At 60.4% G+C, this 21038-nt stretch carries 21 protein-coding genes; 14 read left to right on the plus strand and 7 right to left on the minus strand.

Annotated features, from left to right (window positions below):
• Positions 1-83 precede the first annotated feature (83 nt).
• On the plus strand, positions 84-578 hold the full coding sequence (gene infC / locus MCRY_RS10325; RefSeq protein ID WP_338087085.1) for a translation initiation factor IF-3: 495 nt from the start codon (positions 84-86) through the stop codon (positions 576-578).
• Between the two features lie 51 nt (positions 579-629).
• On the opposite strand, the gene MCRY_RS10330 is transcribed toward infC, so the two are convergent.
• Both MCRY_RS10330 and MCRY_RS10335 read right to left on the minus strand, forming a co-directional pair.
• A complete protein-coding gene (locus tag MCRY_RS10330) occupies positions 630-1631 on the minus strand; it encodes a molybdopterin-binding protein (protein ID WP_085629510.1) in 1002 nt (333 codons plus the stop codon).
• The gene (locus tag MCRY_RS10335; RefSeq protein ID WP_085629512.1) at positions 1628-2596 is read right to left on the minus strand and encodes an XdhC family protein; all 969 of its coding nucleotides are present in this window, start codon (positions 2594-2596) and stop codon (positions 1628-1630) included. The genes MCRY_RS10330 and MCRY_RS10335 overlap by 4 nt, the downstream gene beginning before the upstream one ends.
• A 372-nt stretch (positions 2597-2968) precedes the next feature.
• Here MCRY_RS10335 and MCRY_RS10340 point away from each other — a divergent pair, with 372 nt between their 5' ends.
• Positions 2969-4933: a spondin domain-containing protein gene (locus tag MCRY_RS10340; protein WP_085629514.1), complete on the plus strand. Its 1965-nt coding sequence runs from the start codon at positions 2969-2971 to the stop codon at positions 4931-4933.
• Between the two features lie 61 nt (positions 4934-4994).
• Here MCRY_RS10340 and MCRY_RS10345 read toward each other — a convergent pair whose 3' ends face one another.
• Both MCRY_RS10345 and dksA read right to left on the minus strand, forming a co-directional pair.
• Positions 4995-6170 (minus strand): FAD-dependent oxidoreductase, encoded by a 1176-nt coding sequence (locus tag MCRY_RS10345; RefSeq protein WP_085629516.1) that lies wholly within the window; start codon positions 6168-6170, stop codon positions 4995-4997.
• Between the two features lie 71 nt (positions 6171-6241).
• The gene (gene dksA, locus MCRY_RS10350; RefSeq protein ID WP_085629841.1) at positions 6242-6664 is read right to left on the minus strand and encodes an RNA polymerase-binding protein DksA; all 423 of its coding nucleotides are present in this window, start codon (positions 6662-6664) and stop codon (positions 6242-6244) included.
• Positions 6665-6831: 167 nt separating this feature from the next.
• Here dksA and MCRY_RS10355 point away from each other — a divergent pair, with 167 nt between their 5' ends.
• Complete coding sequence (locus MCRY_RS10355) at positions 6832-7674, plus strand: AAA family ATPase (RefSeq protein WP_085629518.1); 843 nt, start codon at positions 6832-6834, stop codon at positions 7672-7674.
• Positions 7675-7821: 147 nt separating this feature from the next.
• On the opposite strand, the gene MCRY_RS10360 is transcribed toward MCRY_RS10355, so the two are convergent.
• Positions 7822-8940 (minus strand): THUMP domain-containing class I SAM-dependent RNA methyltransferase, encoded by a 1119-nt coding sequence (locus tag MCRY_RS10360; RefSeq protein ID WP_085629520.1) that lies wholly within the window; start codon positions 8938-8940, stop codon positions 7822-7824.
• A gap of 287 nt (positions 8941-9227) precedes the next feature.
• Here MCRY_RS10360 and MCRY_RS10365 point away from each other — a divergent pair, with 287 nt between their 5' ends.
• The 8 genes from MCRY_RS10365 to MCRY_RS10400 all read left to right on the plus strand — a co-directional run bounded on the left by MCRY_RS10365 (position 9228) and on the right by MCRY_RS10400 (position 14736).
• A complete protein-coding gene (locus tag MCRY_RS10365; protein ID WP_085629522.1) occupies positions 9228-9680 on the plus strand; it encodes a GNAT family N-acetyltransferase in 453 nt (150 codons plus the stop codon).
• Positions 9681-9683: 3 nt separating this feature from the next.
• Positions 9684-11054, plus strand: a complete 1371-nt coding sequence (locus MCRY_RS10370; protein WP_085629524.1) for a DUF2927 domain-containing protein — start codon at positions 9684-9686, stop codon at positions 11052-11054.
• Complete coding sequence (locus MCRY_RS10375; RefSeq protein ID WP_085629526.1) at positions 11051-11218, plus strand: apolipoprotein acyltransferase; 168 nt, start codon at positions 11051-11053, stop codon at positions 11216-11218. The genes MCRY_RS10370 and MCRY_RS10375 overlap by 4 nt, the downstream gene beginning before the upstream one ends.
• 90 nt (positions 11219-11308) lie before the next feature.
• Positions 11309-12493, plus strand: coding sequence for a vWA domain-containing protein (locus MCRY_RS10380; protein WP_085629528.1), 1185 nt, complete (start codon positions 11309-11311; stop codon positions 12491-12493).
• Complete coding sequence (locus MCRY_RS10385; RefSeq protein ID WP_085629530.1) at positions 12490-12849, plus strand: hypothetical protein; 360 nt, start codon at positions 12490-12492, stop codon at positions 12847-12849. The genes MCRY_RS10380 and MCRY_RS10385 overlap by 4 nt, the downstream gene beginning before the upstream one ends.
• A 5-nt stretch (positions 12850-12854) precedes the next feature.
• Positions 12855-13457 carry a DedA family protein gene (locus MCRY_RS10390; protein ID WP_244897905.1) on the plus strand — a complete coding sequence of 201 codons (603 nt, stop codon included), beginning with the start codon at positions 12855-12857 and terminating at the stop codon, positions 13455-13457.
• A gap of 76 nt (positions 13458-13533) precedes the next feature.
• The gene (locus tag MCRY_RS10395; protein ID WP_085629535.1) at positions 13534-13965 is read left to right on the plus strand and encodes an OsmC family protein; all 432 of its coding nucleotides are present in this window, start codon (positions 13534-13536) and stop codon (positions 13963-13965) included.
• A 78-nt stretch (positions 13966-14043) separates the two neighbouring features.
• Positions 14044-14736, plus strand: coding sequence for a M48 family metalloprotease (locus tag MCRY_RS10400; protein ID WP_085629843.1), 693 nt, complete (start codon positions 14044-14046; stop codon positions 14734-14736).
• A 93-nt stretch (positions 14737-14829) separates the two neighbouring features.
• Here the strand turns inward: MCRY_RS10400 and MCRY_RS10405 are convergent, their stop codons facing one another.
• Positions 14830-15972 (minus strand): hypothetical protein, encoded by a 1143-nt coding sequence (locus MCRY_RS10405; RefSeq protein WP_085629537.1) that lies wholly within the window; start codon positions 15970-15972, stop codon positions 14830-14832.
• Positions 15973-15975: 3 nt separating this feature from the next.
• Positions 15976-16755: an SDR family oxidoreductase gene (locus MCRY_RS10410; protein ID WP_085629539.1), complete on the minus strand. Its 780-nt coding sequence runs from the start codon at positions 16753-16755 to the stop codon at positions 15976-15978.
• A gap of 138 nt (positions 16756-16893) precedes the next feature.
• Between MCRY_RS10410 and MCRY_RS10415 the strand changes: the two genes are divergently transcribed.
• The 3 genes from MCRY_RS10415 (at position 16894) to MCRY_RS10425 (ending at position 20887) form a co-directional block, all read left to right on the plus strand.
• Entirely contained in the window at positions 16894-17385 is a 492-nt protein-coding gene (locus MCRY_RS10415) for a hypothetical protein (protein ID WP_085629541.1), read from the plus strand.
• Between the two features lie 49 nt (positions 17386-17434).
• Positions 17435-19042: a peptide chain release factor 3 gene (locus tag MCRY_RS10420; protein WP_085629543.1), complete on the plus strand. Its 1608-nt coding sequence runs from the start codon at positions 17435-17437 to the stop codon at positions 19040-19042.
• 87 nt (positions 19043-19129) lie between these two features.
• Entirely contained in the window at positions 19130-20887 is a 1758-nt protein-coding gene (locus tag MCRY_RS10425; RefSeq protein ID WP_085629845.1) for a glycosyltransferase family 2 protein, read from the plus strand.
• The last annotated feature ends 151 nt before the right edge of the window (positions 20888-21038 follow it).

Genomic DNA, 21038 nt, shown 5'->3' on the forward strand with positions numbered 1-21038 from the left:
CCTGATTTGAACTGCACCAAAGGAGCGACACCATAGCCCGCAGACCTCACAACGCGCCCCCTACGCGCGATACCGGCCCCCGCATCAATGAACGCATCAGGGCTCCTGAAATCCGTCTGATCGGCGCAGACGGTGAAAACGTCGGCGTGGTCACGCCCGAGCGTGGCATGCAGTTGGCCGAAGAGGCTGGACTCGACCTGGTCGAGATTTCGCCGAACGCGACTCCTCCGGTCGTCAAGATCATGGATTTCGGCAAGTTCAAATACGAACAGCAAAAGCGCGAATCCGAGGCCCGCAAGAAGCAGAAGATCATCGAGATCAAAGAGGTCAAGTTCCGCCCGAACACGGACACGAACGATTATGAAGTGAAAATGCGGAACGTGTTCAAGTTTCTTGAGAACGGCGACAAGGTGAAGGTGACCCTGCGGTTCCGTGGCCGCGAGATGGCGCACCAGAACCTCGGACGCGAACTGTTGGAGCGCGTGGCCGAAGACACCAAAGAACACGGCAAGGTCGAGAACATGCCCAAGATGGAAGGCCGTCAGATGGTCATGATGATCGGGCCACTTCCGAAATAATCACGATCCATTCTTTGGAAATTCTTGAAAGCGACCTTCGGGTCGCTTTTTCTACGCCGTCTCCCGTGGCAACGGACGTGACGGTGGCTCCTTCAGCAACCCACCAACGCCCATGCCCATGATGTCCTGCGGACGCACCGGGACATTGCAAAGCAGACGTTCCAACACCCAATCCGCCCCATTCAGCGCAGGCGATTTCGCACATCCCGGCAGGCCGATCACCGGCACATTGCCCATATTGCCCCAAAACAAGAGATTGCCCGGATCAACAGGCATGCCGTAATGCACGACCTCTCCTCCGGCGGCGCGGACAGCCTCTGGCGCGACATCATAAAGGTCCGACGTGGCGGAACCGGTCAGAATGCACAGCATGTCATACTCTGGCGCGGCGTCGGTCAAGGCGTGGCGCAAGGCGTCGATATCGTGGGCAACAACTGTTTTGGGGCCAAGGCTGACCCCCATTCGGTCGAACCGAAGCCCCATCGCCCGCTGGCCCTTGGCACTGTCATCGCGTCCGCCAACGCTGGTCTGGATCAACAGAACGCGGCTGCGCGTCACCGGGCGCAGCGACAGTGCATCTTGCCCGGCGACGCAGGCCGCAGCCACAGCGGCTTCAGGTGCGGCGTATGAAATGATCTTGACCGTCGCCACCATCCCGCGCGCCGCCATGCGGTGCCATTCGGGAACCGTGGCGACCGTCACCATCGGATGGACCGCGTTCACAGCGTTGATCTTGGCCGCGTCGATCTGGGCCACGCCGGTTTGCGTGGCGTAAATGTTCACGCGCCCCGTGCTGGCAGGGGCCAGACGTAGATGCACCGCTGCAGGGTCGGGAACCAGTGACTGTGCCAACCGTTCGGCGGCGCGATCTTCGTGGACGTCGTCGGCGTCAAGCCGGGCAACCGTAACGTGCTGTACGCCTGCCGCCGTCAACTTGCCCAACGCAGCAGCGTCCAGCATAACGCCTTTGCGCAAACGGCCTTTCGGCAACGCCACCGAATGCGCAAGGATCGCGCCTTCGGCCTCGGTCAAGGGAACCGCGCCGAACTTCATGCGCCCTTCCGCAACACACGAGTCATTTCAGCGAGGATCGACACGGCGATTTCCGCAGGGCCGGACGCGCCGATGTCCAAGCCGATGGGGCCGTGGATCAGGGCAATCTCGGCATCGTTGAACCCGGCGGCCATCAGACGGTCGACCCGCTTGGCATGGGTGCGCTTCGATCCCAGCGCGCCGATGTAGAAACACTCGGCCCGCAGCGCCTGTTCAAGTGCCGGATCATCCAGCTTGGGATCGTGGGTCAACAGCACCAGCGCGGTCCGGGTATCAAGGCCCAGTTGCGCAATCGCCTCGTCGGGCCAGTCATGCAGGATGGTCTCGCCCGGAAAGCGACTGTCCGAGCCGAACGCCTCGCGCGGGTCGATCAGCATTGGATCGTACCCCGCGATCCGCGCCATCGGCACCAAGGCCTGCGCGATGTGCACCGCTCCGACGACGATCAATCGCAAAGGCGGGTTGTGGATGGCGACGAAGGTGCGGCTTTCGTCCACAAAGCCAGAGCGGTCCATGCGAAAGGCTTGAATGTGGCCGTCGGTCGTCAAGCTGCGTGTGCGCGCATCGAGGTCGACCTCATAGGCCACAGGTTGGCGCGCGGCGCGATATTTTACCAGTTGGTCAAGAATACCCTCAGGCAGCACCGACCCGACGGGTTCGACCAGCACACGAATGGTGCCGCCACAGGCCAGACCCACGGCAAAGGCATCCTGATCGCTGACGCCAAATTCCAACTCACGCGGTTTGCCATCGGACAACGCATCCATTGCCTCGACCACGACAGCGCCTTCGACACAGCCCCCCGAGACCGAGCCTTCGATCTCGCCCTCGCCGGAAATCGCAAGTTGCGATCCAACGCGGCGCGGCGCGCTGCCCCAAGTCTCGATCACCGTGGCCAGAACCGCGCCCTTGCCCGCCCGATGCCAGTCGAGCGCCGTTTCGGGACACCTGTCAAACCGGTCCATATTCGTGGCCTCCTGCCTTGCTCGGGGCGACCTTATCATGTCGCGCGGCGCTGTCTCCCCCTGCGATGGTGGTACGTCGCAAACCCGTGAAGCACAGGCGCGTGACAGGGCGGGCCTTGCGCAAAACCCCTGACCTGCACGGCGGTCTTTTCCGAAAGACAAGCGGTTTTCCAGCGACCAGCACTGTTTTGGATCAAACCCGATCTGAAACATGCAGACCGCAACACACATGTCATGCGCCCCGCTTTCACGGAGGCGTCACTCCGAAGTGAGAAAGCCTGAATTGTGCGGAGCAAAGTCTGATCCCTAACGCTGTTGCAGGCCAAGCGCGACTGCTCTGGCCGCGAACACTACAGCGAAAGGCTTTACTTGATGTCCCTGCTTCGGATCACAGTTACCAATACCTCGCCCGAGGGCGGCACGTTTCTCACCCCGTTCTGGTTCGGATTGCACAATGGCGCATTTGACCTTGGTGATGTTGGCGATGCCGCGTCACCCGGACTTGAAGCCTTGGCCGAAGATGGCAGTTTCGATGCCATTGCCGCCGAATTGACCGGAGCGGACGGGGGTGCCATGGGCGGCGCCGTGTTCGGGGGCGCCGGTCCGATTGCCACGGGCGAAATGGCGACAACGCTTCTGGACGTGGATGGGATGTCCCTGCCCTATATCAGCCTTGCCGCCATGATCCTGCCCTCGAATGACGCCTTCATCGGGACACTGGACGCGGTTGAACTTTTTGGTGAGGACGGTGGTTTCATCGGCCCTGTGACGCTGACCTTCGACGGAACAGACGTCTATGACGCAGGCACCGAAGTGAACACCGAATTGGATGCCGCCTTCATCAACCAGACTGCGCCGAACACCGGAGAGACCGAGGGTGGCGTCATCGCTCTGCATCCTGGTTTCAACGGGTCAGAGGGGAACCCGGACGGCGAAGGTGACCAGGTCATTTTGGGTGGCACCAATGCCTTTGGCGAGCCGATTGATGCACTGGCAGCGGATTTCACAATCGACGGCGCGCAGATCGCGCAGATCACGATCGAAGAAGTGGTGGAACTGCGGGTGACCGTCACCAACACATCGGTCGAAGGTGGCACGTTCCTGACGCCGTTCTGGTTTGGTCTGCATGACGAGGGCTTTGACCTTGGCAATCGCGGCGAGGCGGCGTCGGCTGGGCTGGAAGCGCTGGCAGAAGACGGCAGCTTCGATGCCATCGCAGCCGAACTGCTTGCAGGCGATCCCGATGGCGTGGGCGGTGCGATCCTTGGTGCACGTGGCCCGATTGCGACGGGTGAAACAGCCAGCACCACGATCCTTGCAAGCACCGCAACGCCGTTCATCAGCTTGGCTGCGATGCTGCTGCCCTCGAATGATGCGTTTATCGGCACGCTGAACCCGATCAACCTGTTCGATGAAAACGGCGACTACCTAGGCGATCAGGTTCTGACCTTTGACGGCAGCCGCGTCTACGATGCGGGCACAGAGGTGAACACCGAACTGGATGCCGCCTTCATCAACCAAACCGCGCCAAACACCGGTGAGACCGAAGGCGGCGTGATCACCCTGCATCCCGGTTTCAACGGGTCAGAGGGGAACCCGGACGGCGAAGGTGACCAGGTCATTCTGGGCGGGAGCAATGCGTTTGGCGTGCCGATTGATCCGACGGCAGCGGATTTCACCCGCGAAGGTGCGCAGATTGCCCGGATCTCCATCGAAGAGGTGAATCTGCGCCTTGGTTCCGGGGAAGATGAGGTGTTCGGGGTAAGCGATTTCGCGTCGGCGGCGCGGATTGCCGGCGCCGGGGGCACCGACGTCGTAGATGCCAGCGGGACATCCTTTGACGCGGTCGAGATCAGCCGCATCGATGGTGGGTTCTCCATCGCGACAGAGGGCGGATCAGCGCTTCATATTTCGGGGATCGAAGAGATCCGCTTTGATGATGCAACCTTGTCGGTGCAAAGCGGCGGCGCGGTTCAGACTATTGGCCTGTTCTACGAAACCCTGCTGGGCCGGGACGGCGATGTTGCCGGTCTGAGCTTTTGGTCGGCGCTGGGTGCTGGTGATTTCGGCCTTGGCAACGTGGCCGATTTCATCCTCGCGTCAGACGAGTTCGCCGCCAGCAACGGCACGCTGGCTGGCACTGATGATTTCCTAGACTTCATCTACCAATCCGCTTTAGGGCGTGAGGCTGACGCCGAGGGTCGGGCGTTCTGGGAGGATGCGCTTGACTCGGGTGCGGTGGATCGGGGCGAAGTCGCACTTGGCTTTGCCACGGCAGACGAAACGCTGGACCGCTTTGCCGACACCATTGACGACGGGTTTATCTTGTTCGGCTAAAGCGTTGACCAAAAATCAAAAAACGCGCCGGGCTGTCATGGCCCGCCGCTATCGTCAGCCCTTATGCAGCCTTGGTCACGTCATAGCCGTACAGCCAGTCAAACCGGCCCAGCATCTGCCCCGGTGATACTCGGCTGAGCAACCCCAGCGCAGTATGGGCGGCAAAGCGGAACGGTCCCGGCGACAGGTGATAATTGCGCGCATTCTTGCTGGCCGCGTCGATGACCCGTGTGACACGCGCCTTCCGGCGCTGTTGGTAAGCGGCAAGGCCTGAATCCCTGTCAGGGGCCTGCGCCAGTGCATCCGCCAGAACCCACGCGTCTTCCATCGCCATATTCGCGCCCTGCGCCAGAAACGGCAGGGTGGGATGTGCTGCATCCCCCAAAAGCGCCATACCCGGCCCATGCCAGCGCGCCGCAACCGGATGGCGAAACAGACCCCAGACGCCCGGTGAATCGGCCTGTGACAGGATCTGGTGCACTTCGGCATCGAACCCGGCAAACGCCTTGCGCAGATTGTCGGCGTCGTCTTTCTGCGACCAGCTTTCGGCGGCCCATTGGGCGCGTTCTTCGACAGCAACCACATTGAGCAGGGAGCCGTCGCGCAGCGGATAGGTCACCATATGCCGCCCCGGCCCCATGTGCACACGGGCATGGGCTGGGTGGCCGGTGGTGTTGGGCACGATGCAGCGCCATGCGACCTGACCGGTAAAGAACGGTTTTTGCGCTGCATTGAGCACCGGGCGCGCCGCCGAATGGATGCCGTCGGCCCCGATGGCCAGATCGGTTTCGCGGGAATCCCCGGTGGCCAGAACGATACGTGGCCGGTCGCCGGGGACCAGCGTGTCGACCCGCTGCAAAAGACGCACCTGAACTCCGGCTTTCCGCGCTGCCGCCGAGAGAAGATCCACCAGATCGGCGCGGTGGACGAAGAAGTAGCGTTGATCCTGCGGCAGGCGGGTGAGGTCGAGCCGGGCCACCTCGGCCCCGGTGCTGCCGTTGCGCAGCGAGACCGCCTGCCCCTGCACACATCGGGACGCCAGATCATCGCCCAGACCCAGCGCTTCGATCACGCGCAGACCATTGGGAGAGACCTGAATTCCCGCGCCCACTTCGGTGATCTGCTGGGCCTGTTCCAAAACCGTGACGCTGGCGCCGCGTTGGCGCAGCGCCAGTGCACAGGTCAGCCCGCCGATGCCGCCGCCAATGACGGTGATGTCCAGAGTGCTGAGGTCCACGGTCGTCCTCTTGAAAACAAACGCGCCAGAGCTTGGCTCCGGCGCGTCACTTCACATCCATGCGTCGCGCATCAATCGTCGCGGTGCACTTTCTCGCGACGCTCGTGACGTTCCTGTGCCTCAAGGCTCAGAGTTGTGGTGGGACGGGCCACCAGACGCTTGAGAGAGATCGGTTCGCCGGTGGCTTGGCAATATCCAAACTCGCCCTCGTCGATCCGGCGCAGGGCCGCGTCGATTTTGGAAACCAGCTTGCGCTGACGGTCCCGAATCCGCAGCTCGAGCGCGCGGTCGGTTTCTTCGGAGGCGCGGTCTGCGACATCCGGAATATTACGTGTGCCGTCCTGCAGACCTGCGATGGTGGATTTGCTGTCGCTCAGAAGCTCGCTGCGCTGTTCCAGCAGTTCCCGACGGAACCACTCCAGCTGGCGGTCATTCATGAAGGGCTCATCCTCGGCGGGTCGGTAATCGTCGGGCAGGAAAGTTTCAGCTTTCATCTTGGTCCCCTTGTCTACGCCAGTATCTGTCATAGAAATTCCCTTAGATATCTGGCACCCCTGTGCGCAGCACTTAACCGAAGGCCCACAGGTTGTCACTACCGAATAGCAGCACAAAACGGTGATTTCCTCGCGCCGGGACAAAGACACAAGAAGGCAGGACTGACATGAGATTTGAAGGCACAGACAGCTATGTGGCGACCGACGATCTGACAATCGCGGTGAACGCCGCCGTGACGCTGGAACGCCCACTTCTGGTCAAGGGTGAGCCCGGAACCGGCAAGACGGAACTGGCCCGGCAGGTGGCGGCTGGGCTTGGGTTGCGGATGATCGAATGGAACATCAAATCCACCACGAAGGCGCAGCAGGGCTTATATGAATACGACGCTGTCAGTCGTTTGCGGGACAGCCAATTGGGCGACGAGCGGGTCAACGACGTGCGCAACTATATCCGCAAGGGCAAGCTTTGGCAGGCCTTCGACGCGGATGAAAAGGTGGTTCTGCTGATCGACGAGATCGACAAGGCGGATATCGAATTCCCGAACGATCTGCTGCAGGAGCTCGATAAGATGGAGTTCCATGTCTACGAGACCGGCGAGACCATTCGTGCCCGGCAGCGCCCGATCGTCATCATCACATCGAACAACGAAAAGGAATTGCCGGACGCGTTCCTGCGGCGGTGTTTCTTCCACTACATCCGCTTCCCCGACCCCGATACGCTACGCCAGATCGTCGAGGTGCATCATCCGGGGTTGAAAGAGGCGCTGCTGACCACTGCGCTGACACAGTTCTACGAGCTGCGCGAACAGCCGGGATTGAAGAAAAAGCCATCGACGTCTGAAGTGCTGGACTGGCTGAAGCTGCTTCTGGCCGAGGACATGACGGCCGAAGACCTGAAACGCGATGGGGCGAATGCGCTGCCCAAGCTACACGGGGCGCTGCTCAAGAACGAGCAGGATGTGCATTTGTTCGAACGGCTGGCCTTTATGGCGCGGCGCGAGCGGCGGTAAGCTGAGCGCGGCGAATGCGTCGACGCATCGGCGCGTTTTCGTCGAGGGAAGCATTTGGGGGCTCAGCCCGCCGTCCATTGGGCTTGAACCAATGGCGCAAAATGGACAGCCCCCGAGGTATTTGGAGCCCAAAGAAACCCAAGCCCTTTACTTAAGCGGACCTGTCTGGAAAAGCTGGATCTTAAGGCCGCCATGCGGGATCGGGGCGCTGACATTGCGGAAATGCAGCCCTGTCGCGCGGGCAAGCCCCTTGTCCGACGTGACGATCCCGACACGCCAGCCGCGGAAACGTTCTTTCATCACCGTGCCGAAAGAGCCGTACAGCGCGAAGAGCAGGTTTCGATTGCCGATCCGTGCGCCATAGGGTGGGTTGACGATCACCAGACCGGGCGGGCCTTTGGGCGCGGTAAGGTCAGCCACCGCTTGATGGGTGAAGTTGGTGATATCCCCGACCCCGGCACGGGCCGCATTGGCGGTGGCGTTGGCAATCGCACCTGCATCGCGATCGCAGCCCTGAAAGTGCAGGTCCGTGGGCTTGGGTTCTGCAAGTGACGCCTTGAGGGCAGCCCAGCCATTGGCATCAAAGGACGCTAGGTTTTCAAACCCGAACTGCCGGTCACGACCGGGGGCAAGGCCCATGGCCATTTCGGCGGCTTCTATCACGAAGGTTCCAGAGCCGCACATCGGGTCTAGCACTGGCTCGGACCCGTCATAACCGCAAGCACGCAGGAAAAGCGCCGCCAGTGTTTCGCGCATCGGGGCCTTGCCGATGGCCTGTTTGTGGCCCCGCTTGTGCAGCCCCTCGCCTGACGTGTCGAGGCTGATCTCGCACAGGTCGTCTTCGATCCGCACCCGCACGGTGAGGCCAGCCTTTTCGGTGGGCTTGGTTCCAAGCGCATCGGCGATGGCGTTTTCGACGCGTTCGGTGGCGGCACCTGCGTGGTAGATGCGGGATTTGCGGCACGTCGCCTCGACCCGGTAAGGCACGTCCGCGCGCAACAGCGCGGGCCAATCGATCTTGCGGGAGCGCTTGTCAAGCTGTGCCAGATGCATCGCGCGAAACCGCGCCACCCGCGCCAGCACCCGCCCTGCCCCACGCAACATGAGATTGGCGCGCCAGACCTCAGACCAATCACCGTCGCAGGTCACGCCACCTGGCACGGCTTTTGCACCAGCAAAGCCAAGGTCTTCGGCTTCGTCGCGCAGCAAGTGTTCGAACCCCGGCGTACCGGAAAGAAAAATCTCAAGCGGAGTGTCTTCTGTCATGGGCGCGGCTTATCCTGATTTTTACGGCGCCGATAGCCACCGTCTTGGCACGGTCGGCCCGCGACTCATGGCGCAACAGCCTCGCTGCATATCTGTTGCCCTTTTGCACAGGCTAACCTTCTGTTTTGAATGCATTTTACGGGCAATGTCCGAATCGGCCGAAAAAGTGATTCGGACCGATTCGTTCGATCTAGGCAAAAACCATCTTTTCGCCGTAAGCTGCACTCACAGAGGACAAAAAAACCGCGGAGCATCAAGCATCCGCAACGAGCAGGCAGGCTTCTTACGTGTCCCAAACCGAATTGAACGTGCGCTTTTTGCGTGCGGATGACTACGCTTCGTGGTGCGCTTTGTGGCGCGGGTATCTGACGTTTTACGAAACGTCGGTGCCAGAGGAAGTGTACGAGCACACATTTGCCCGGTTGCTGGGGGATGATCCGCAGGATTATTCGGGGCTGGTGGCAGAGCACGACGGTGTGCTTGTTGGTCTCGCCCATTATCTATTCCACCGGCATTGCTGGAAAATCGAGAATGTCTGCTACCTGCAAGACCTTTTTGCCGATCCCGCCGCGCGTGGTATCGGAGTGGGTCGCGCGCTGATTGAAGCTGTCTATGCGCAGGCCGATGCAGCAGGCGCGCCCTCGGTCTACTGGACCACGCAAGAATTCAACCACACCGCCCGCCAGCTTTATGACCGGATCGGTCAGTTGACCCCGTTCATCAAGTATCAGCGGGGCTGACGGATGCGTAAATTCCTTTTGCCGCTGTATCTGTTTCTGGGCGCGTGTATGCCCGTGTCGCAATCAGAGCCTGCAACTCGTGCCGCGTTTGTCGAATCGAGCCTGCCTGCGATGAAGGTGTTTTCGGTCCCACGCCCTCAGCCCGTGCGCACTTCGAACGCCGACCTGTCGCGGGATTTCATGGATTTGGCGATGGGGCTGGAATCGGGCCGAGACCTTGAGGTGTTCACCCGTTTCGAGGGTCCGATCTCGGTTCGTTTGATCGGCAATGTGCAATCCACTGTCCCAAGCGATCTGGACCGCCTGCTGCATCGGTTGCGCACGGAAGGCGGGATCAATATTCACGCCACCATCGCACCCGAGGCCAATATCACGATCAACGCAGTCAGCCGCGCCGAGATCCAGCGGTTCCTACCGCAGGCCGCCTGTTTCGTGGTGCCCAACGTGTCGACCCTGTCGGAATACCGGCAGGCGCGGCGATCGAACCGGGTGAACTGGGGCAAGATCACCAACCGCACGCGTTTGGCCATCTTTCTGCCCAACGATTCCAGCCCGCAAGAGGCGCGCGATTGCCTGCACGAGGAGCTGGCGCAGGCGCTGGGTCCTTTGAATGACCTTTATCGCCTGCCGGATTCCGTTTTCAACGATGACAATGTGCACACGGTTCTGACCGGGTATGACATGCTGATCCTGCGAGCCTATTACGACCCTGCCCTGCGCAACGGCATGTCGCGGGCCGAAGTGATGAACCGTATTCCTACGGTCTTTGCCCGGTTGAACCCCGAAGGCGAATTCCTGCCGGCCCGCCGCGCGGCGCGCACTCCGCGCCCGTGGATCGACGCGATCCAGACGGCGCTTGGTCCTGGTGCGACGCCGGTTACCCGCCGCGCCGCCGCGACCGAGGCGCTGAGCATCGCATCCGCTATGGGGTGGGAAGATCACCGTCGCGGCTTTACCCATTATGCCATGGGCCGCATTTTACAAAGCACCGACCCCGAGGCAGCCCGCGCGCAATTCATGCAGGCCGATACGTACTTTTCCCGCACGCCCAACACCGAACTGCACCGCGCCTATGTTGCGTCGCAGCTGGCCGCTTATGCCTTGACCGAAAACAACCCCGATACCGCAATCCAACTAACCGGCGCGTCCATCGACCTTGCCGCACGCCACGAGAACGCGGCATTGCTGTCGACGCTGCTGATGCTGCGCGCCGAGGCATTCGATCTGGCGGGCCGGGTGTCGGCCGGGACAGATGTGCGTCTGGACAGTCTGGGGTGGGCACGGTACGGGTTCGGCTCGGACTGGTCTGTGCGGGCGAAACTGCGCGAGATCGCGTCCCTCAACCCGCTCAACAGGGCCAGAGGCAGCTTATGATCGTGATAGCAGGCGCCCTTTTAGGGGCCATTATCGGAGCAATGACCGCGAAAAAGCGCAAGGGGAACCGCGCGGATATGTGGCAATACGGGGCGGTCTATGCCATCGCCTTTGCCCTTGGCGGCCTGATCCTGACGATTGCCATCGAAAAACTGGTTTTCTGAACCGGGCGATGCTGCACCGACGCCGCACCCGCTTTCGTTGACGGAAACGGACCACTGGTCAGAGACCGGCGTGCTTGCTAGATCAGGGACATGTTCGTTCCCTTCTTTGACACCCTGCGATCCACTGGCGTTCCCGTTTCCCTGCGGGAATACCTGAGCTTTCTGGAAGCGATGCGCGCAGGTCTGGCGACCTATGATCCAGAGGCGTTCTACTACCTTGCCCGTACTGCAATGGTGAAAGACGAGCGCCATATCGACCGCTTTGATCGCGCTTTTGCCGAAGCGTTCAAAGGGTTGGAGCATCTAAGCGCTGATGGCGTTCTTGATGCGTTGGAGCTGCCCGAAGACTGGCTGCGCAAAATGGCGGAAAAGCACCTGACCGACGAGGAAAAAGCCGAGATCGAAGCGCTTGGCGGGTTCGACAAGCTGATGGAGACGCTCAAGGAACGGCTGAAGGAACAAAAAGGCCGTCATCAAGGCGGCAGCAAGTGGGTCGGCACGGCAGGCACCTCGCCTTTTGGGGCTTATGGATACAATCCCGAAGGCGTCCGCATTGGGCAGAACGAAAGCCGCCACCAGCGCGCAGTCAAGGTCTGGGACAAGCGCGAGTTTCGCAATCTGGATGACAGCGTCGAGCTGGGCACACGCAACATCAAAGTGGCGCTCAAACGTCTGCGCCGTTGGGCGCGGGATGGCGCGACCGAGGAATTGGACCTTGATGGCACCATCCGCGCTACGGCGGAACATGGTTATCTCGACGTGCAAACGCGGCCCGAAAAGCGCAACGCGGTCAAGGTGATCCTGTTTCTGGACATCGGTGGATCAATGGACCCGCATGTGAAGGTGGTAGAGGAGCTTTTTTCTGCGGCACGGGCCGAGTTCAAGCATCTTGAACACTATTACTTCCACAACTGCCTCTACGAAGGGGTGTGGAAGGACAACCGCCGCCGCTGGGATGCGCAAACGTCGACGATGGACGTGCTCAACACTTACGGACCGGACTACAAGTGCATCTTTGTCGGTGACGCCAGCATGTCACCTTATGAGATCGCCTATGCGGGCGGTGCAAACGAGCACTGGAACGCCGAGCCCGGACAAGTCTGGTTGCAGCGCGCGCGCCAGCAGTGGCCACATAACCTATGGATCAACCCGACGCCTGAACGACACTGGCACTACACCCAGTCGATCCAGATGATCCGAGAAATTTTTGAGGATGCGATGGTGCCAATGACGCTTGAGGGGATCAGCCGTGGGATCAAGGCTTTGGCGAAATGACCTCGGGCGTTCGTACGCTGTGGAAAGAGCACAAACTGTTACTGACCGCATTCGCGCTTGCTGTGACGGTGATGGTGTTCTTCGCTGTGCGCACGGTGATTTTCTGGGTTTACTGGGCCGATCCGGCGCACCGTGAAGAACCCATCGCGGGGTGGATGACCCCGCGCTATGTCGCGCATTCCTGGGCGGTTCCTGCAGAAATCATCCGCGATGCGCTGGCGGTCCCACAAGACACAAAGCGCGTGACTATCAAGGCGCTGGCCGACATGCGCGGCATGCAGACCGAAGAGATCGTTCGCCAGATCGAGGCGATCATCGCAGAGTACCGCGCCGATGAAACGGTAACACGGCCTTGAGCGATGTGCTGTTTGGACTTGTGGCGGATTACGGCGTCTGGGTTCTGGCAGCGTCTTGTTTCTTGTCGTGCCTGTTAGTGCCCATACCAACCTCGCTGCTGATGCTGGCCGGTGGCGGCTTTGTGGCCGCTGGCGACCTTGACGGCGGAACCGCTTTTGCCGGGGCGTGGATGGGGGCGATGCTGGGTGACCAAACCGGGTTTGCAATCGGGCGGCGTTTTGGCCCCCTTCTCGAACGCTTCGCGACGAAACGCGCCGCACGGAAAAAGCTATATGCAAAAGCCTCGGACACGGTGCGCCGCAAAGGCGAGATCGGTGTTTTCTTCAGCACATGGCTGTTTGCACCGCTTGGACCGTGGGTGAATTTGGCGGCCGGGGCGTCAGGTTTGGGGTGGCTGCGCTTCACGCTGTGGGATTCCGCCGGAGAAGCGATCTGGGTCGCCGGCTACATCGCGCTTGGCTACAGCTTTGCCGGACAATTGACGCTGATTTCTGATCTTACCTCTAGCCTTTCGGGGTTTCTTGCCGCCGGAGCGATCACCCTGTTGCTTGGCTGGATGTTGCTCAAACGGATCAAAAAACGCGGCGTGGGGTCGCGCGTCGTTTAAGGCCTCGGCACAGGGGAACCGTCGCGACCTGCGGGTCGTTGGGTTTGGGAACGCAACCCAGAACGGGAGACATACCATGATCAACAAGACAGCAACGGCACATTGGTCCGGCGGCCTGAAAGACGGCAAAGGACAGATTTCAACGGAATCCGGTGCGCTTTCCACGCAGCCCTATGGCTTCAACACGCGGTTCGAGGACAAGCCCGGCACCAACCCCGAAGAGCTGATCGGCGCAGCCCATGCCGGGTGTTTTTCGATGGCGTTTTCGATGATCCTTGGCAATTACGATGCCGTGGCGGACGATATCGACACCAAAGCGACCGTCGGCCTTGAGGAAAAAGACGGCGGTTTTGCGATCACGAAAATTCATCTTGAGATGAGCGCGAAAATCCCCGGAATAAGCGAAAGCGATTTTCAGGAAGCCGCGAACACGGCTAAGGAAAACTGCCCCGTTTCCAAGGTTTTGGCTGGGGCCGAGATCACGATGGACGCAAAACTCATCAACTGACCGCTTTGTGACCGGCAAGCATGGCGCACATGCTGTGTCGTGCTTGCCGGGCGCGCCTTCAAGCCCCATATCTTGGGCATGTTGAAACTGACACCCATCCTTCTTGCTGTCCTCTACGCGCTTGCCATGTACCATTTCTCGGTCTGGCGCACAAAGCGCGAGCTCGATGCAAAGTCGACTGAACTGGCTGATCCGCGCCTCAAGGCGTTGACGGATCGGTTGGCCGCTGCGTTGAACCTGGACCGCATCCGCGTGCACATCTACGAAATCGACCCTGTGAACGGGCTGGCCGCCCCTGATGGCCGTATCTTCATCACCCGTGGCTTTTACCGCAAATACCAGAATGGCGAAGTGACGGGCGAGGAACTGGCCAGCGTGATCGCACATGAGTTGGGACATGTGGCGCTTGGACATACCCGTCGCCGGATGATCGACTTTTCAGGCCAGAACGCATTGCGCACCGCCTTGGCTATGGTGTTGTCCCGGTTTTTGCCGGGTATTGGTGTTTTGATTGCAAACTCGGTTGCCACGCTGCTGGCCGCCCGCCTGTCACGTGGCGACGAATACGAGGCCGATGCGTATGCTGCGGCGCTGCTGCACAAGGCAGGTATCGGTATCGTGTCACAGAAGTCGTTGTTTCACAAACTGGACGCGCTCACCCAATCGCGCTCTGGAGTGGTCCCAGCTTGGCTCATGTCGCACCCCAAGACGACCGAGCGGATCGAGGCGCTGGAAAAGCTCGAAGCGCGCTGGACTGACGCGCAGTCCTGATCCTCTCGCCTTGCCAAATACGCACATGCGTCCACACCATCCAATGAAGGCGCTTTATTCGTCATCTTCCAAGCTCGGGTGTTCAGCCTGTGTTCACACCAAGTCCAAGGTCGCGTCTGCCCGGTCCTGCCCATTGACCTGCACAGTCACAAGATGCGGGCCGGGATAGAGGGTAAAGGTCGAGGCCCCCGCTTTCAGGCGGTGCGATTTTGTCATTGTAACTGCCACGCCCGGTTTTAGATGCGCCGTTTTGAGCTTGAACACCTTTTCGCCGCTGCGGCCATTCGGACGGTGAAAGCGGATGCGGTAATCCACCATCACCGGCAAAGCCTCAGGCGCGGACAGCGTCACGTCTATGGTGACAGCATCCCCGATTGAGACCGGGTTCGGGTCAAGCCGCAATGACACCGCCACATCACAATCCTGACGATAGCCCAGCAGCGCCAGCGCGTCAGCTTCACCGCGTTTGACAGCGGTGCGCAGGGCGTGACGGGTCATCCAATCCAGCTCTTTCGGGGTCTGGCGCGCCGTTGATTGCCACATGCCGAGATGTGCGACCACGCGTTCTGGCGCGTGGCGTGTCAGGTCATTCATGTGATTGGCGACGGACCGGGTCACATACCGGGTGGGGTCTGCATGAAGCACATCCAGAAAGCGCAGCGGCACCAACGGATCAAGTTGAATATTCGCGGCCCAAGGCAAACGCGGGCGTGTGCCTTCGCTGACCAGCCGACGCACGTGATAATTGTCGTGTTCCACCCAGCGATCCAGCCGAGCGAGGGTTTCGTCCGGCCAGCGGTTTAGGAAGGGCCGGATATAGAACTCCATCGAAAAGCGTTGGGTCGCGGCCTCCAACAGATCAAGTGCACGGTCACGGTGGTCTTCCAGCCCGTGGCGCACCGCAAGAATGCCGGGCACCGCATGGATGAAGCGGCCGAAGTCATCATCTGTATTGGTGGGATCAAGGACCGGAGGCATCGCCGCTTCTAGAGCGTCGGCCAGTTCGGGAAACCGGTTGGGCAATTGCGCTTCGATGCAATCGGCCAACCAATCGAGCCGTTCGAGCAGCCCCCGCGATGATAACCCCGCGAGGGCCTCTTTGGAAAAGCGGTCCGGATCGAACCCCGGCAGGACAGCGAATTCCGCCGCCAAATCCCCGATGGTGCGGGCATTGAACAATTCGTCCTTCAGGGAAAACCCCTGTGCCTGCCCTGCCCCGTCCGGTCCCCGCGCCATGCCTTAGATGGTCGCGTTGGTGCCGCCACCGTCGATCAGGATATTCTGGCCCACGATAAAGCCGGAATGCTGCGAACACAGGAACGCGCAGGTCGCACCGAATTCCTGACGGGTGCCGTAGCGCCGCGCGGGAATCGTCCCTTGGCGGTTCTTGCGCGCCTGTTCGACAGAAATGCCCTGCGCCTTGGACACACCGCCATCCAATTGATCGGCGCGGTCCGTGGCATGGATGCCCGGAAGCAGGTTGTTGACGATCACGCCGTGCTCGGCCACCTGCCGCGCGGTGCCGGCGACATACCCGGTCAAACCGGTGCGTGCGGCGTTTGACAGGCCCAGTGCCGGAATCGGTGCCTTGACCGATTGCGAGGTGATGTTGACCACCCGGCCCCAGCCGCGATCGATCATGCCCGGCATCAGCGCAGTCATAAGCGCGATCGGCGTCAGCATGTTGGCGTCCAGCGCCTTGATGAAGTCATCACGCGCCCAGTCGGACCACAAGCCCGGAGGCGGACCGCCGGCGTTGGTCACAAGAATGTCCACATCTCCCGCAACTTCGAGCACCTTTGCACGGCCCTCTTCGCTGACGATGTCGGCGGCAATGGTCGTGACCTCGACCCCGTAGGCCTTGCGAATGTCCTCGGCTGCGGCCTCGAGCGCATCGGAGCCCCGTGCATTCATGATAAGATTTACGCCCGCTTCCGCCAACGCTTCGGCACATCCACGGCCAAGACCCTTGCTTGATGCGCATACAAGCGCGCGCTTACCGCTGATCCCAAGATCCATCCGCTCACTCCCAATTTTTGCTCAGATTTGTCCGTGAAAAGCCACGGCATGCCCTTAGAGGTGCCACATTTCCAGAGGATCTTAAACCCATCCCGACGCAATGTGCGCAATTCGGGAATTACTAAAGAGTTTCTGTTTATGTCAGCTGCCACTGGACCCTTGCCACATCGCTTCAAAGCCTGCCCGGCCGACGGAATTCGCGCCGAATTCGGCGTTTGCCGTGGCGATCCGATCCACCACATCCAAGATCTTATCCTTGGCGATACGTTCCTGCCAAAGCGCGACGCGCGTTGGCTCGCGGTGACGACCGACGACGCAGACCATGAAAAATTCACATTGGCCATGGCCGCCAATGCCCCGCATGCGCAGCTGGTGACCCTTGCCGAACTGATCTTCATGTCGATCACGGGTCAACGGATCGACGTCTACGCAGCAGTCTGCAACGGCCAGCTCTATTTCGTGTCGGAAACCGGATTCCGCACAAGCGTGGAATACATCCTCATCGATATTCAGCGCCGCGAAGATGCGGTTGTCCCGGCAATCCTTCCAACGGACGACCCGGCGGTGATGCCAATGACCAGACCGCATGCGCCACAGGCAGCAAAGCGGACCCTGCGACTGATCGGCTGATCGACGCGGCTTATAGACAAGCCGCCCTGCGCCGCCTATATGCGCGCCCATGCTGGACACCGTTTCAAATCGCCCTGATCTGCCCGCCGAAATCGCTCGGCGGCGCACCTTTGCCATCATCTCGCATCCGGATGCCGGCAAGACGACCCTGACAGAGAAGTTTCTTCTGTACGGCGGTGCGATCCAGATGGCGGGTCAGGTTCGTGCCAAGGGCGAAGCACGACGCACACGGTCGGATTTCATGAAGATGGAGCAGGACCGGGGCATTTCGGTCTCGGCCTCTGCGATGTCCTTTGATTTCAGGAACTTCCGGTTCAACCTTGTGGACACTCCCGGGCACTCGGATTTTTCCGAGGACACTTATCGCACGCTCACCGCGGTGGACGCAGCCGTCATGGTGATCGACGGCGCGAAAGGTGTGGAAAGCCAGACGCAAAAGCTGTTTGAAGTGTGCCGCCTGCGCGACCTGCCAATCCTGACATTCTGTAACAAGATGGACAGGGAAAGCCGCGATACCTTTGATATTATTGACGAGATTCAAGAGAACCTTGCCATTGACGTGACCCCCGCCAGTTGGCCCATCGGGGTTGGTCGGGATTTCATGGGGTGCTACGACATGCTCCGTGACCGGCTTGAACTCATGGACCGCGCGGATCGCAACAAGGTCGCCGAAAGCATTGAAATCAATGGGCTTGATGACCCCAAGCTAGAGCAGAACGTGCCCGCGCACTTGCTGTCAAAACTGCGCGAAGAGGTCGAGATGGCGCGCGAGCTTTTGCCCGCTTTGAACCCGCAAGCGGTCCTTGAAGGGCACATGACGCCGATCTGGTTTGGCTCGGCGATCAACAGCTTCGGCGTCAAGGAATTGATGGACGGGATCGGGACGTACGGCCCGGAACCGCAGCCACAAAAGGCGACGCCAAGGCAAATTCTACCTGAAGAAACAAAGGTTTCCGGATTTGTCTTCAAAGTTCAGGCGAACATGGATCCCAAGCACCGCGACCGCGTGGCGTTTGTTCGACTGGCCTCGGGGCACTTTAACCGCGGCATGAAGCTGACCCATGTGCGGTCAAAAAAACCGATGTCGATCACAAACCCGGTGCTGTTTCTGGCCTCCGACCGCGAACTGGCCGAAGAGGCTTGGGCCGGTGACATCATCGGTATTCCGAACCACGGGCAATTGCGCATCGGCGACACGTTGACCGAAGGCGAGGCGCTCAAGGTGACAGGCATACCGTCCTTTGCGCCCGAGCTGTTGCAGACCGTGCGCGCGGGCGATCCGCTCAAATCCAAGCATCTCGAAAAGGCACTGATGCAATTCGCCGAAGAAGGTGCCGCCAAGGTGTTCAAGCCGATGATCGGCTCGGGATTCATTGTAGGCGTCGTGGGCGCGCTGCAATTCGAGGTATTGGGCAGCCGGATCGAGCTGGAATACGGCCTGCCCGTGCGGTTCGAAGCATCGCAATTCACCTCTGCCCGCTGGGTTCATGGTGACAAATTGGCGGTGGACAAGCTGGTCAACGCCAACAAGCAGCACATGGCCGAGGACAATGATGGCGACGTTGTGTACCTCACCCGCCTGCAATGGGACATCGACCGGATCGGACGCGACTATCCTGACGTGACCCTGTCGGCGACCAAGGAAATGATGGTCTGACCCAAGCCCGTTCAAACGGGCTTGATCAAGGCATTTTCAAATGCCTTTTCCATTGATCAGACCGCAGCGAAGCGGCACTCTGCATGTATGAGCAGTCAAAAAACATCGCCAAACCCGGCATATCCGAACGGGATGGCGGGCATCCTTGATCAGATGAATGCACGGCGCGCGCCTTTGAGCTTTGCCGAAGGAGAATCCTTGCCTCCGTTGGACTGCGACCTTCAGGCACTCGCCGGAACGCGGGTGTCCGTGCCCGATGAGAGAACCCGCGCCCTGTCGGACAACGCCCGCAAAAGCTGGGACATCGCACGCGAACTTGACGGCCAGAACGCCTTGCTGCACCTGAATGGGCTCTTGATTGCGCATCTGCGTAAGCGCAGTCAGCCGCCACATACTGCGGACCTTTTCCTGCGGCTTTGGGCCGAATACTCGGACCTGCTTTTGACCGAGATGGATCTGCGTTGGAAAGTATCGAGCCTGACGACTTTTGGCGATCATGGCACCACACCAGCACAGCGCAGCGCCGGCTTGGCGCTGTCGACCCTGTTCGGCGCGATGAAGCTTTATGAAAGCGAACGGCTTTATTCCGGGCGCGAGGCGGATCGACCCTTTACGCTGGATGGGCGTGCGAGTGGGCCACTGCCGTTGCAGATGAACGCATTTTCGCTTCAGGACGGTGGGCTGGATGCAAACCTGATCGGGCGGCTTTGGGACGAGGCCGAGACCGACCCGGTGATCCGCCCCTTGGCGCAGGACATGCTGCAACGGCTGGTCGACGACCCGCGCACCGTCTTCCACCGCCTGCACCGCTTGCGCGTCCGCAAACTGCGACGGGATGACCAGCCGGACACCGACACCGAAGCGGAACATGGCGTCACGCTGCCCGTGCAGCCGGTCTCAGCCAAGACCCCGACCTGGGGGGTGGTTTGCACCACAAACGCGCCGCTTTTGGACGTTGCACGTTTTGTCGCGCATCATCTCGATATCGGCGCGCGCCATGTTTATCTCTATCTCGATACACCCGATCCGGATGTCTGTGCGTTGCTCAAGGATCATCCGAAGGTCACGGTAACGGTCTGCGATGCCGCCTATTGGAAAAAGAAGGGCAAGAACCGGCCCGACGCCCACCAGTTGCGGCAGACCTTCAACGCCACGCAGGCACTGAAACAGGCGCATCAGCATGTGCATTGGCTTGGGCATATCGACACTGACGAATTCATCCTCAGCCCCAAGAAACTGTCCACCTTATTGAAGGCAGTGCCCGATGAGATGGCCGGTGCACGGCTCTATCCGGCCGAAGCGCTTGCAGCCCGGGATGCCAAAGACATGCCGCGCCATTTCAAACTGCGGACAACCGGCGATGACGTGCCGCCCACAGCCGTCACCGAGATTTACCCGACCTTTGGCAGTTATGTGCGCGGTGGGTTCCTGAGCCATCTTGCAGGCAAGGTGTTCGCGCGCACCGGTTTGGGTAATGTCCGACTGGCCATTCACCGGCTGCGTCTCAAGGGGGAAGACGTGCTGAACACGGCGACGCTTGATGGCGCGTTTGTGGGCCACCTGCACGCGCCGAACTGGGACAACTTCATCGAAAAGCTGGAATTCAGACAGGCCCAAGGGTCATACCGTGTAAAATCCGACGACGCGCTCAAGAATATCGGCCATTTGCTGCGCTACCTCCGCGACGAAGAAGGCGAGGACGGCTTGCGCCTGTTCTTCACCGAAGTCTGCGAGGACACGCCCGATCTGCGGGCACGCCTGAAGAAACACGGTTTGTTGCTGACACCAAAGTTCAACCCGGACGCGGCGGTGGAACGGGTGTTCGGCCTATCCCTGTCGGACTGACGACCTGCAGCGGCTTTCTGCCGGGATGTGGAATTGTTGCTGCTTTGACACCAAAACCTGCTAGGGAACGGCACATCAGCGCAGTCCGGATGCGCCTCATTGACCCCACCGCCTTCCAAGAGTACATACGCGGGGCATCGAGACTGTGGAC

The sequence above is a fragment of the Marivita cryptomonadis genome, from assembly GCF_002115725.1.
Lineage (GTDB): Bacteria > Pseudomonadota > Alphaproteobacteria > Rhodobacterales > Rhodobacteraceae > Marivita > Marivita cryptomonadis.